Source organism: Leifsonia poae (assembly GCF_050632195.1).
Taxonomy (GTDB): domain Bacteria; phylum Actinomycetota; class Actinomycetes; order Actinomycetales; family Microbacteriaceae; genus Leifsonia; species Leifsonia poae_C.
The window spans coordinates 2048748-2061614 of sequence record NZ_CP192580.1 but is presented as its reverse complement, the minus strand read 5'-3'; the positions used below and the strand labels follow the sequence as shown (position 1 = coordinate 2061614).

9 protein-coding genes and 2 pseudogenes are annotated in these 12867 nt (G+C 67.9%); all 11 read right to left on the bottom strand.

Annotation, left to right across the window (positions count from 1 at the left end; translation table 11 throughout):
* Nucleotides 1-4: 4 nt before the first annotated feature.
* Nucleotides 5-921: pseudogene (locus ACQ86A_RS10435) on the bottom strand (oxygenase MpaB family protein).
* Nucleotides 918-1475, bottom strand: coding sequence for a YbaK/EbsC family protein (locus tag ACQ86A_RS10430; protein ID WP_431277016.1), 558 nt, complete (start codon nt 1473-1475; stop codon nt 918-920). The pseudogene ACQ86A_RS10435 and the gene ACQ86A_RS10430 overlap by 4 nt, the downstream one beginning before the upstream one ends.
* Nucleotides 1476-1517: 42 nt before the next feature.
* The gene (gatB, locus tag ACQ86A_RS10425; protein ID WP_431277015.1) at nt 1518-3023 is read right to left on the bottom strand and encodes an Asp-tRNA(Asn)/Glu-tRNA(Gln) amidotransferase subunit GatB; all 1506 of its coding nucleotides are present in this window, start codon (nt 3021-3023) and stop codon (nt 1518-1520) included.
* 37 nt (nt 3024-3060) lie between these two features.
* Nucleotides 3061-4569 (bottom strand): annotated as a pseudogene (gatA, locus tag ACQ86A_RS10420) (Asp-tRNA(Asn)/Glu-tRNA(Gln) amidotransferase subunit GatA); the annotation flags it as partial.
* A 13-nt stretch (nt 4570-4582) separates the two neighbouring features.
* Nucleotides 4583-4879, bottom strand: coding sequence for an Asp-tRNA(Asn)/Glu-tRNA(Gln) amidotransferase subunit GatC (gene gatC, locus ACQ86A_RS10415; protein WP_431277014.1), 297 nt, complete (start codon nt 4877-4879; stop codon nt 4583-4585).
* Nucleotides 4880-4917: 38 nt separating this feature from the next.
* Nucleotides 4918-6675, bottom strand: a complete 1758-nt coding sequence (locus ACQ86A_RS10410) for an alkaline phosphatase family protein (RefSeq protein ID WP_431277013.1) — start codon at nt 6673-6675, stop codon at nt 4918-4920.
* Between the two features lie 19 nt (nt 6676-6694).
* A complete protein-coding gene (locus ACQ86A_RS10405) occupies nt 6695-7225 on the bottom strand; it encodes an alpha/beta hydrolase (RefSeq protein ID WP_431280424.1) in 531 nt (176 codons plus the stop codon).
* A complete protein-coding gene (locus ACQ86A_RS10400) occupies nt 7222-7950 on the bottom strand; it encodes an alpha/beta hydrolase (protein ID WP_431277012.1) in 729 nt (242 codons plus the stop codon). The genes ACQ86A_RS10405 and ACQ86A_RS10400 overlap by 4 nt, the downstream gene beginning before the upstream one ends.
* Nucleotides 7951-8045: 95 nt before the next feature.
* Complete coding sequence (gene ligA, locus ACQ86A_RS10395) at nt 8046-10409, bottom strand: NAD-dependent DNA ligase LigA (protein WP_431277011.1); 2364 nt, start codon at nt 10407-10409, stop codon at nt 8046-8048.
* 48 nt (nt 10410-10457) lie between these two features.
* Complete coding sequence (gene mnmA / locus ACQ86A_RS10390) at nt 10458-11558, bottom strand: tRNA 2-thiouridine(34) synthase MnmA (RefSeq protein WP_431280423.1); 1101 nt, start codon at nt 11556-11558, stop codon at nt 10458-10460.
* An 85-nt stretch (nt 11559-11643) separates the two neighbouring features.
* Nucleotides 11644-12858, bottom strand: a complete 1215-nt coding sequence (locus ACQ86A_RS10385) for a cysteine desulfurase family protein (RefSeq protein WP_431277010.1) — start codon at nt 12856-12858, stop codon at nt 11644-11646.
* Between the last annotated feature and the right edge of the window lie 9 nt (nt 12859-12867).

The window sequence follows — 12867 nt, the reverse complement described above, 5'->3', positions numbered from 1 at the left end:
CGTATCAGGCCGTCGGGCGTTCCTCATGCAGCCGAGCGAGACGTCGGCGGGCGGCGAGTTCGGCTTGCGTCTGCGGCCCGAGCAGCACCCCGGCGCCGCTCAGAACCGCTGCCGTAGCTCGCTCGATCGGGAGCGCGCGCTCCAGAGGGGTGCTCTCGAAGCCGAGCATCGAGCGGTGACGCGGTTCGAGCGTCGACACCGCTGCGCGGAACAACACCTTGTATGACGGTCGGAGCATACGACGAAGCGGCGGCCGCCGGATGAACGTCACGATCTCGTCGACATCGGCGCCGCCACGCAACTCCCCCGCGTCCGTAAACGCCGAGATCTGCGCCCGCAGCTCGACCGCGGAGCGCGGCGGGTTCGGGATGCCCATCAACTCACCTGCCTTCGCCCACTCGGCGACGTAGCCGTCGGCCCCGCCTGGAATGGGACTCCCCAGCGCTCATGGCAGGTCAGGAACGCGTCGGTGAACGCGAGATGCACCCAGAGCGCAAGGTCGGGATCGTTGGCGGCATACGGCCGCTCATCGCCGTGACCGTCGATGTACGTGCCGGTCACCCGTTTGTGCGTCGACTGCACCATCCGCGAGCTCGCGACCGCCTGTGACGTATCGCCGAAGGTCACTGTGTGGATCCACCGGATGGTGCCCGCGAGCCTCCCCAGCGGGTCCTCGCGATAGCGGGAGAACTCCTTGACCCCGGCGAGAGCGCCCGGATGCAGTGCCTGCAGTAGCAGCGCCCGAATACCGGCCACGAGTGTCGGCATGCCCCCGTGTACGACCCAGGATGCGCTCCCCGGCCCGAAATAGCCCTCATCGGTGCCGTCGCCGAGCCTTAGAACCCAGGCGGGAACCTCGTCGGACTGCCCGGCGAGCGTCTCGATGAGCCTCGACCGCACGGGGCCGAGCACGCCGCTCATCCGGCGGTCGCCTCGAACCCGAGGCCCTCGACCACGTGCGCGTTCGGCAACTGCGCGAGGAGCCTGCCCGGAAGCAGGATCTTCGACCGGCGAACACCGGAGCCGATGATCACCACATCCGTCTCGGCGACGCGGCTGTCGACGAAGATCGGCCACTCAGCCGGAAGACCGATGGGTGTGATCCCGCCGTACTCCATGCCGGTGAGTTCGACGGCCCTCTCCATCGGCAGGAACGACGCCTTGCGGACATCGAGCAACCGCTTCACGGCATTGTTGACGTCGGCGCGCGTCGTCGATAGCACGACGCACGCGGCGATCTTCTCGACGCCCTCCCGTTTGCCCGCGACGATGACGCAGTTCGCGAGCGTCGCGGCATCCAGCTCGAACTGCTCGCGGGTGGCCGCCGTATCCGAGACGGCCGGGTCGATCTCGACCACCCCGACCTCGTCGAGCAGACCGGCGCTCGTCAACATCCCCGTCGTGGTCGGGGCAAGCAGTGCGGTGTCGGTGGATGCGGGAACCGTGGTCAGCCCGCCGAGAGTGAAAACGCCCATGTGCCTAATCTGTCCCACGCTCCTGCGAAACGCCAGCGAGAACTACTCAGCGCTGCCGGCACGCTTGAGCACGAGTTCACGCACTCGGGCGGCGTCCGCCTGACCCTTCATCGCCTTCATGACCGCGCCGATGACAGCACCGGCTGCCTGGACCTTGCCGTCGCGAATCTTCGCGAGCACGTCGGGCTGGGCCGCGAGTGCCTCGTCGATGGCGGCGATCAGGGCGCCGTCGTCAGAGACGACCGCCAGACCGCGTGCATCGACGACCTCCTGCGGGCTGCCCTCTCCGGCCACGACGCCTTCGAGCACCTGACGGGCTAAACGGTCGGTCAGCGTTCCGGCCTCGACGAGACCCGCGAGCTCGGCAACATGAGTGGGCGACACCAGCGAGCCGGCGGACACGCCCTGCGCGTTCGCAAGACGGGCGATCTCGCCCGTCCACCACTTGCGCGCAGAGGCGGGGGTCGCACCGGCGGCGATGGTCGCCTCCAGCTCGTCCAGGAGGTCGGCGTTAGCCACATCCTGGAACTCGAGTGCGGTGAAACCCCAGTTGGCCGTCAGCCGCTTGCGTCGCGCAGCGGGCTGCTCCGGCAGCGTGCCGCGCAGCTCCTCGACCCACTCGCGCGACGGTGCGACGGGAACGAGGTCGGGCTCGGGGAAGTAGCGGTAGTCGTCGGCGTCGCTCTTCGGCCGGCCGGCGCTCGTCGTTCCGGTGTCCTCGTGCCAGTGCCGTGTCTCCTGGATGATCACGCCGCCGTCGGCGAGGATCGCCGCCTGTCGCTGGATCTCGTATCGCACCGCACGCTCGACCGAGCGCAGCGAGTTGACGTTCTTCGTCTCCGTGCGGGTTCCGAGCTTGCCCGACCCACGCGGGCGCAGCGACACGTTCGCGTCACAGCGCACGTTGCCCTCTTCCATGCGCGCGTTCGAGACCCCGAGGCCCTTGACGATGTCGCGGATCGTGCGCACGTACATGCTGCCGATCTGCGGCGCGTCCGCCTCGGCGCCCTCGATCATCTTGGTGACGATCTCGACCAGCGGCACACCGCCGCGGTTGTAGTCGACGAGCGAGTAGTCGGCGCCCTGGATGCGACCGGTCGCGCCTCCGACGTGCGTCAGCTTGCCCGCATCCTCTTCCATGTGGGCGCGCTCGATGTCGATGGTGACCTCACGGCCGTTCTCGAGCTCGATCGTGACTTTGCCCTCGAACGCGATCGGCTCGTCGTACTGCGAGGTCTGGAAGTTCTTCGACGTGTCGGGGTAGAAGTAGTTCTTGCGCGCGAAGCGGCTCGTCTCGGCGATCTCGCAGTCGAGCGCGAGACCGAGACGGATGCTCGACTCGATCGCCTTCTTGTTCACCTGCGGCAGTCCACCGGGCAGGCCGAGGCAGGTCGGGCAGGTGTTCGTGTTGGCGCCGGAGCCGAACTCGTTGGCGCAGCCGCAGAACATCTTGGTCTTGGTGTTGAGTTCGACGTGTACCTCGAAGCCGAGCACCGGCTCGAACAGCTCGAGGGCCTTGTCGTAGTCCATCAGTTTCGCTTGGGCCATCAGACGGCTCCTCTTCGCTCGCGAACATCTCGGTGGCGCTCAGGTCGGGCGCCTGGCTGAGCAGGGTGTGTCCCCACTTCTGTTCCAGGAGCTGTTCGAGCGCCGCGCCGATCGTGTACAGCCGCGCATCCGCACGCGCGGGGGCCATCAGCTGAAGGCCGACGGGCAGACCGTCTTCCGGGGCGAGGCCGATCGGCAGGCCCATCCCGGGCACCCCTGCGAGGTTGGCCGGGATGGTGGTGACGTCGTTGAGGTACATCGCCAGCGGGTCGGCGAGCTTCTCGCCGAACTTGAACGCGGTAGTCGGCGCACTCGGGCTGACCAGCACATCCACCTTCTCGAAGGCGGCGGCGAAGTCGCGCTGGATGAGCGTACGCACTTTCTGCGCGCTGCCGTAGTAGGCGTCGTAGTATCCGGCGCTCAATGCATAGGTGCCCAGGATGATGCGACGCTTCACCTCGGGACCGAAGCCGGCATCGCGAGTGGCCGCCAGCACGCGCTCGGCCGTGACCGGGCCCTCCGCGGGGTCGACGCGAAGCCCGAAACGCACCGAGTCGAACCGTGCCAGGTTGCTGGACGCCTCTGCCGGGAGAATCAGGTAGTACGCGGCGACCGCGTACTCGAAGCTGGGGGCGCTGACCTCGACGATCTCGGCGCCGGCCTGCTCGAGCAGCGCGAGCGACTCGTCGAAGCGTTGCTGGACGCCGGCCTGGAAGCCGTCGCCGCCGAGCTCCTTGATCACGCCGACCCGGATGCCCTTGAGCGACCCGTCGACGAGTCCGGCGCGCGCCGCGTCGGCCATCGAAGGCCAGGTGTCGGTCAGCGACGTCGAGTCGAACGGATCGTGGCCGCCGATCACGTCGTGCAGCAAAGCCGCGTCCAGGACCGTGCGGGAGACGGGTCCCACCTGGTCGAGTGAGCTCGCGAGGGCGATTGCGCCGTAGCGGCTGACACCGCCGTAGGTCGGCTTGACACCGACGGAGCCGGTGACAGCGGCGGGCTGACGGATCGAACCGCCGGTGTCGCTGCCGAGGGCGAGCGGCGCTTCGAAGGCCGTGACAGCAGCGGCCGAGCCACCGCCGGAGCCACCGGGGATGCGTTCGAGGTCCCACGGGTTCCGGGTCGGCCCGTATGCGGAGTGCTCGGTGGACGACCCCATCGCGAACTCGTCCATGTTGGTCTTGCCGAGAGGGACCAGATCGGCTTCGCGAAGCTTGCGGACGACGGTGGCGTCGTACGGCGGGATGTAGCCCTCGAGGATCTTCGATCCCGACGTCGACGGCATGTCGCTCGTGGCCAGTACGTCCTTGATGGCGATCGGCACGCCCGCGAGCGCGCCGAGCTTCTCGCCGGCTGCACGACGAGCGTCGATGGCCGCAGCGGTCGTCAGCGCCTTGTCCCCTGCGACGTGCAGGAAGGCGTGGACGTCCGCATCCACGGCCTCGATGCGATCGAGGTGCGCGCGGGTCGCTTCGACAGAGGAGACCTCGCCCGAAGCGAGGAGGTCCGCCAGGGCGGCGGCCGGCAGTCTAGTCAGATCAGTCACAGCGGGTGTCTCTCTACTCTTCATCCAGGATCGGGGGCACCTTGAACTTGTCGCCCAGCCGATCGGGGGCGGCAGCGAGCGCCTGCTCCACCGTGAGGGACGGACGGACGACGTCGTCGCGGAAGACATTGGTGAGCGGCACAGGGTGACTGGTGGCCGGAACGTTGGGCCCGGCGACCTCGGTCACCTTGGCAACGGCCTCGACGATCTGACCGAGGTCGGTCGTCAGGCTCTCGATCTCTTCCTTGCTGAGGTCGATCCTGGCGAGGTTGGCCAGATGCGCTACCTGCTCTGCGCTGATTTCGGACATGCGTCTCCGTCGTGGCTCGGATGGTGGATGGTTCAATTCTATTCAGTCGAACCGAAGAGCCCGACCCCGGTGCGCTGCACCAGGTCGTATGCCTCCTTGTACGTGCGCGGCACCGGCTCGCCGGGAGCGCCGTACTGCGCCGCGAGAAGCCCGACCAGACCGATGCCGGGAGGGCTGAGCGGCCTGTCCTCGTCGCCCGGGGCCGGCGCCTGAGACTCCGGATTCGCGGGCAGGTACTGCGGATGCGTGTCCGGCCAGGTGCCGGGCTGGCGCGGCGTGGACCGGTTCACGGCGTTGTCGATGGTCCGCGCATCCTTGTCGCGCTCGGTCAGATGCTTCAGCTTGTGCTTCTTGGTCAGAGTGCTGATGACCGCCGAGTGGTGCATCTCCTCGTTGATGACCGTTCCACGCGCGGTGTACGCCGAGATCGCGATCGTGGGGACCCGCACGCCCAGACGGTCGAAAGTGAACCCCATCTCCCCCGGACCGTCGTCGTTCGGCGGTACGGCCGGGCCCGGCGCGACGTGGTCGTATGTTCCGCCGTGCTCGTCGAACGTCACCAGGAACATCGTGTTCATCGCGTTGGAGCCGTCTTGTGTTCGGGATCCGCGGATCGCCGTGTACACCTGGTGGAGCAACAGGTCGCCGGCGCGAACATCCGAGATCGCTCCCCCGACGATGACCTGCCCGTCGACATCCTCCTCGGTCATGGGACCGCCCGGCGGATGCATGTCGTTGTGGTCGTACAGGAGCCGCGGCTCGATGAACGCGTAGTCGGGCAGGCGCCCATCGCTCACATCCTCGTAGAACTGAGCCATGGTGCGGAAGTTCGTGTGCCAGAACTCCTCGAGCACCGGAGCGTGGATGAAGCCGGTGAGCGAGATCAGCTGCCGATCGTCGAAGTACACCCGCCAGCTCAGCCCGGCCTCCTCCAACCGGTTGAAGATGGTGGGTGCGTCGTTCTTCGGGTCGAACCACTTCCGCAGCCCCTCGGCGCCCGCGTTCGCGACATACCCGTGCGAGGTCGATGCGTTGAAGAACGAACGATTGCAGAGAGTCTGCGACGGCACCGCGCAGTGCCAGTCGTCGTAGACGGCGAACTGCTTCGCAAGTGTGGAGAAGACGGGGAGCATCTCCGGCGTGAACGAACCCATGATCTTGCGGTACTCGTCGCGCCCCGGCTCGTGCCCCTGACCGTCTTTGGTCAGCTCGCCGATGTAGTCGCGCACGAACCCCTTCATCGTGGGCTTCATCCCCTCAGGGGGCGCGTTGAACGGCGGCTGGATGTCCTCCTCGCGGGCGAGCGCGTTGGCGGGAGGGTCGACGACCCCGAACAGCTGGGTGTTCACATGCGGGTAGACCTCGCCGGGGTCCGGCGACGGCTGACGCATGACGAAGTCGGTGGTGCCGATATATGGATGCACGCCGATCTCGCCGCCCGCGGGATCCGGATTGCTGTAGTCGCCGAAAGCCAGGCCGTTGAAGCGCTGACCTTTGGGCAGATTGTCCTCGTCGTAGAGATAGCCGAGCAGGTTGTCGAACGAGCGGTTCTCGTACATCAGGACGACCAGGTGGTCGTATCCCGGCGACGACCGGGGCGGCAGCGGCGGATACTCCTCGCCGGTCTCGTGCTCGGCAGGCTGCTGCCCGGCGATGGTAGCGCCCGCTATCCCGCCGGCGACACCGCCGACCGCGGCGCCCGCTGCCGCGATTCCCGCGCCGCGGAGGAATGCCCGGCGCGAGGCGACCCGGCGCTCCTCCCCGCCCGGGGTGGCCGTGTCGTCGTCAGCAGTCATCGACCCCTATTATCCGCCGCTAGCGTCCGGATGCGCTCTGCACGCCCGGATCGTCCGAATTCGTCCGCGAGGTCATCACCAGATCGCCGAGGTCGATCCCGATCATCGCGAGATTCCGCATGCACTCCGTGCCGGCCGAGAAGTACTCGTTGTGTCCCGAGGATCCTTCGAGCTTCGCCCCGGTGAGCGGATCCGTTCCGCCGGTGACGCCCATCGACCGCGCGCCGTACGACGGGGAATCGGGGTCGCTGCCGAAGAACGCACTGTGCGCGATCGGGTCGAGGCTCGCCTGGGCGACGAATACGTTGCCATCGCGCACGCTCAGGTCTGCCACCGACTGGGCGTCGCTGCCCGGCGAGCCCATCAGCGCGAGCGCATCGACCGTCACGGTGTGGCGTTCCAGAGCGAGCAGGGCCGCCGTCGATCCGTACGAATGCGCGAAGACGCTCAGATAGGGTGGGTCCGCCTGCCGGAGCGATTGGATCCCTTCGAGAACGCTCTCCAGGCTGTCCGCGCCCTCGTTCGCCAGCTTCATACCGCCGATGTTCATGAGCACCGGCGTCTGGTATCCGATCCACGCGACCGTGGCGACGCCGGGGGCCCCTGACCTCCGCGAGGGCCGAGCACTCGGTGCAACATCGAGGTCTGCTGGTCGTAGAGGTTCTGCGCGGTCTTCGACCAGTCGACGATCTGCTCGCCGACCGACATGTACATGCCCGGCACGAGCACGCTGACGTACTTCGCCGTGGCGAGGTCGCCGATCACGATCGATGCCCGGGCGTCCGAGGCGGTGTCCAGCGAGACGAGCGTTCGCTTCACGCCGTTCTTCTGCTTGAGCGCCTTCTGCACGTTCTCGAGTGTTTCGCGCTTCTGCTCGAGCTCGATGCGCACCGCTCGCCCCGTGCCGGTCTTGATCTTGCGATCGGTGTCTGCGATGGTCCGTTTCAGATCCAGCAGGTTGGCCCGGCCGCGCACCGAATACGGAACACCCTCGAGATTGCCGATCACGTGCGGGGCGGCTTCGAGCAGCGCCGCCTGCTTCACCGGGTCGAGGAGCCTCCAGACGCCGCTTACATCACCGGCCTTCGGCGGGTTGGCGAGCATCCGGTCGAGGTCGGTCCGGTGTGATTGCACGTAGGCAGGGAGGTCGGACGCGTTCAAACGGCTGAGCGATCCGAGGATCGAGCCCGAGACGGCCAACGAGCCCTCGTTGCCCGTGGGCGCGTCACCGACGGTCGAATATGCTGCCGGCGGTGGAATGTCGGCGGGCAGCACTGGGACCCCGGTCAGCCCAGCGGCGACCGAGGTAAGGGTAACGATTGCTGCAAAGCCGACCAGCACTCCGTCCGGGTCCCTCCGAGAGCGACGAGCTAAGCCCTTGCAGTGCGCCCCGGGCGAGCGCACTCTTCGATGCTATCGGTAGGAATACTTGCAATAGCCGGTCGTTCTACCCCCTGTTGTGGAGTAGACCAGACGTTCTGAGGCCGGTCAGACCGCGCCAGGGCCCCCTCGAGCAGGCGCCGGAAACCGTCGGCGTCGATGATCGGGATGCCGAGCTCCTCGGCCTTACCGAGCTTAGACCCCGCGCCGGGTCCGGCTGCGACGAAGTCCGTGTTCTTCGACACGCTCGATGCAGCCTTGCCGCCCGCGGCGATGATCGCCTCCTGCGCGCCCTCACGGCTGAAGCCTTCGAGCGACCCCGTGGCGACGACCGTGAGTCCGGCGAGAACCCCTCCGACCTCGTCGGCAGCTCCTGGTCCCGGATGCCCGGGCGTCGCGAATTGCACGCCGTCACGCGCCCAGCGCTCGACGATCTCCCGATGCCAGTCGACCTCGAACCACGCGAGCACCGCGTCGGCGATGATGCCGCCGACCCCGTCCACGACCGCGAGCTCTTCGCGAGAGGCGGCCCGGATGGCGTCGAGCGAGCCGAAGTGGTTCGCGAGCGCGCGCGCCGCGACCGGTCCGACGTGACGGATGTTCAACGAGACCAGGATGCGCCACAGCGGCTTCGTGCGTGCTGCAGCCAGGTTCGCGAGCAACTCGATCGCGTTCTTCGACGGCACGAAGTCCTCGTCGCCGGAGAATTCCGCGGCCTCGGGATCGTACGGACCGTCCTTCTTCTGGCGACGGCGACGGAACGGAGTGTCGGTCTTCTCCGCACCCGATTCCGTCAGCTTCGGCAGACCGGTCTCGTAGTCGCGCACCACGACCTGGACAGGGAAGATGTCTTCCATCGTCAAGCCGAACAGCCCGGCCTCCGTGGGAAGCGGCGGGGTCGAGGGATGCAGCGGTTGGGTCAGCGCCGCCGCAGCGACCTCCCCGAGCGCCTCGACATCGAGGGCCCCGCGGGAGCCGATGTGCTCGACGCGGCCGCCGACCTGGGCAGCGCAGAACTCGCTGTTCGGGCAGCGCAGGTCGATGTCGCCCTCTTTCGCGGGCGCCAGCTTGGTTCCGCAGACGGGGCAGTTCTCCGGCATGACGAACTCGCGTTCGGTGCCGTCGCGCAGTTCGACCACCGGGCCGAGCACCTCGGGGATCACGTCGCCGGCCTTGCGCAGCACCACGGTGTCGCCGATGAGCACGCCCTTCGCCTTCACCACATCCTGGTTGTGCAGGGTCGCCTGACGCACTTCTGAGCCAGCAACCCGCACCTTCTCCATCACAGCGAACGGTGTCGCCCGGCCCGTGCGACCGATGCTCACGACGATGTCGAGCAGCTTCGTGTTCACCTGCTCGGGCGGGTACTTGTACGCGATCGCCCAGCGCGGAGCGCGGCTGGTCGCGCCGAGCTCGTCGTGCAGCGCGAGCTCGTCGACCTTGATCACGATGCCGTCGATCTCGTGCTCGACGCTGTCGCGGTGCGCGCCGAAGTACTCGATGAACTCGGCGGCCTTCTGAGCGGAGTCGACCACGCGGTAGTGCGGCGAGGTCGGCAGCCCCCATCCCTTCAACAGCTCGTACGTCTTCGACTGACTGTCGACCGGCGGGTTCGCCCAGGCGCCGATGCCGTGCACGAGCATGTGCAGCCGGTTGAGGCGCGCACGCATCAGGGCCAGCTGCGCGGGATTCTTGCCCTCGGCCTTCTGCCGCAAGGAACCGCTTGCGGCGTTACGCGCGTTGGCGAACACCTTCTCGCCGATCTCGAGCTGCGCGGCATTGAGCGCTTCGAATTCGGCCACAGGGAAGAACACCTCACCGCGCACCTCGACCAGAGGCGGATGACCGGTACCCTCCAGTCGGGCGGGGATGACCGGGATGTACCGGATGTTCTCGGTCACGTCTTCGCCGACGACACCGTCGCCACGCGTGGCGGCGGACACCAGCAGGCCGTTCTCGTAACGGAGGTTGATCGCCAGACCGTCGATCTTGAGCTCGCTGAGGTAGTCGACCCTGCGACCCGCGTCCCGCTCCACCTTGGCGGCCCAGGCGAGGAACTCCTCGATCGAGAACACGTTGTCGAGGCTGAGCATCCGCTCGGCGTGCTCGACCGGAGCGAAGAGCGTCGTCTGCGCACGACCGCCGACCGTCTGCGTCGGGCTGTCCTGGCTCTGCAGCTCGGGGAACAGCCGCTCCAGCTCTTCGAGCCGCTGGATCATGCGGTCGTACTCGATGTCGCTCACCAGCACGGTGTCGCGCTCGTAGTACGCGTCGCGGAGCTCGAGGATGCGGGTGGTCAGTTCTTGCGCTTCAGCGCGTGCTGCCGCCGGATTGTCTTCGCTGTCGTTCGCCACCCGTCAAGCATAGGGAAACCTACCGACAGCGCGGGAGGCATCCCGGCACTAGCCGACCGGTACGGCGGAGACCGTGCGGTCGATCGTGGTCTGCCCGAGCACCCGCGTGCCGACGTAGACGACGGCCGTCTGGCCCGGCGCGACGCCGTTGAGCGGCGCATCCGGGGTCACCACGAGTTCGTCGACGCCCTCGGCGTTCGGCTTCACGACAGCGACAGCGGGTTCCGGATCCGCGTGGGCGCGAATCTGAACGTGGCACGCGAACGGCGTACCCGCGTTCTCCGGCGCGCGACCCGCCCAGGTGAACCGGGATCCGGCGATCTCGGCGATGTCTAGCGCCTCCTTCGGCCCCACCACGACGGTGTTGTCCTTCGGCCGTACTTCCAGCACGAAACGCGGCTTGCCGTCGTCGGACGGGTAGCCGATGTTGAGGCCCTTGCGCTGTCCGACCGTGAACGCGTGCGCGCCCTCGTGGTTGCCGAGCTTGTTGCCCTGGCGGTCGAGAATGTCACCGGTCTCGGCGCCGACGCGCTCAGCCAGCCAACCGCGGGTATCGCCGTCGGGGATGAAGCAGATGTCGTGCGAGTCCGGCTTGTTCGCGACACTGAAACCGCGCTCCGCAGCCTCCGCGCGAACCTCCGCCTTGGACGGCGTGGCGCCGAGCGGGAACATCGCGTGTGCAAGCTGATCGGACGTCAGCACACCGAGCACATATGACTGGTCCTTGGCCCAGGCGCTGGCGCGGTGCAGCTCGCGGTTGCCGTCCGAGTCGGTCAGGATCGTCGCGTAGTGGCCCGTGCATACGGCGTCGAATCCGAGATCGATCGCCTTCTCGAGCAGAGCCGCGAACTTGATCTTCTCGTTGCAGCGCATGCACGGGTTCGGCGTACGTCCTGCGGTGTACTCGGCGATGAAGTCGTCGACCACGTCGAGCTTGAAGCGCTCGGAGAAGTCCCACACGTAGTACGGGATGCCGATGATGTTGGCTGCGCGCTGCGCATCCATCGAGTCCTCGATCGTGCAGCAGCCCCGGCTGCCCGTACGCAGGGTGCCGGGCATCCGGCTGAGCGCCAGGTGCACGCCGACCACGTCGTGGCCCGCGTCGACCGCCCGGGCCGCCGCCACTGCGGAGTCGACCCCTCCGCTCATCGCCGCTAGAACTTTCACCCGAATATCCTATGCCCGGTCGCCTGGGAGGCTACTCCGCCCGGTGCTGCGCGGAAAATCGCACGATTCAGTGGCCGAGGCGGGTGGCGCGCTCGGCGAGACCGGCGCGGGAGGCCTGCTCGTACGCGGCCGGCAGGGCGGCGACCAGCGCATCCACGTCTGACTCCGTGGTGGTGCGGCCCAGCGTCATCCGGAGCGCGCTTCGCGCATCGGGTTCGTCGCGCCCCATCGCGAGCAGCACATGGGACGGCTCCGGGATGCCCGCCTGGCACGCCGAACCCGTCGAGACCGAGATGCCGGCGAGGTCTAGAAGGAACAGCAGCGAGTCCCCCTGCGCGCCGGGGAAGGTGAAGTGCGCGTTCGAGGCCACGCGCTCGGGCGAGCCTTCGGGGAGGCCGCTGAGCAGCGCATCCGGAACCATGGTGAGCACACCGCGGATCAGTCTGTCGCGGAGCCCCTCGAGTCGCGCCGCCTCCTGCGAGAGCTCGTCGGCAGCCGCACGTGCTGCTACGGCGAACGACACCGCGGCGGCCACATCCTGCGTGCCGCTGCGCACCTGTCGCTGCTGACCGCCGCCGTGCACCAGCGGTACGACGCTGGCGGTGCGACTGAGGACCAGCGCGCCGATCCCGACAGGACCGCCGATCTTGTGCGCCGATACGCTCAGCGCTCCGACACCCGACACTCGCAGCGCGGAGAAGTCGATGGGGAGATGCCCGTAAGCCGCGACCGCATCGACATGGACCGGCACCTCAGCGGCTGCGGCGAGCGCCGCCAGTTCGGTGACCGGCTGGATCGTGCCCACCTCGTTGTTGACCCAGAGGTAGGTCGACAGGGCGATCCGCTCGGGTGCGACGGCGAACGCATCCTGAGCAGCGTCGAGACGGATGCGGCCGACCTCGTCGAGCGGCAGCCACCGAACTTCCGCGCCCTCATGCCTTTCCAGCCACTCGAGGGTGTCGACGGTGGCGTGGTGCTCGCCCCCGGGCGCCAGGATGCGCGGCCGCGGCCGTTCGCCGTCCGCGCCGTTCCGCGCCCAGTACAGCCCCTTGATGGCGAGGTTGATCGCCTCCGTGCCCCCCGAGGTGAACACGACCTCGATGGGGTCGCAACCGAGCGTGGCGGCAACCGTCTCGCGGGCCTCTTCGAGCATCCGCTTGGCCTGTTGCCCTTGGCTGTGGATGGACGACGGGTTGCCGACGACGCCCATCGCCTCTGCGTAGGCCGCGATGGCGTCCGGTCGCATGGGTGTCGTCGCCGCGTGATCCAGGTATACCGGCACTTCACCTCT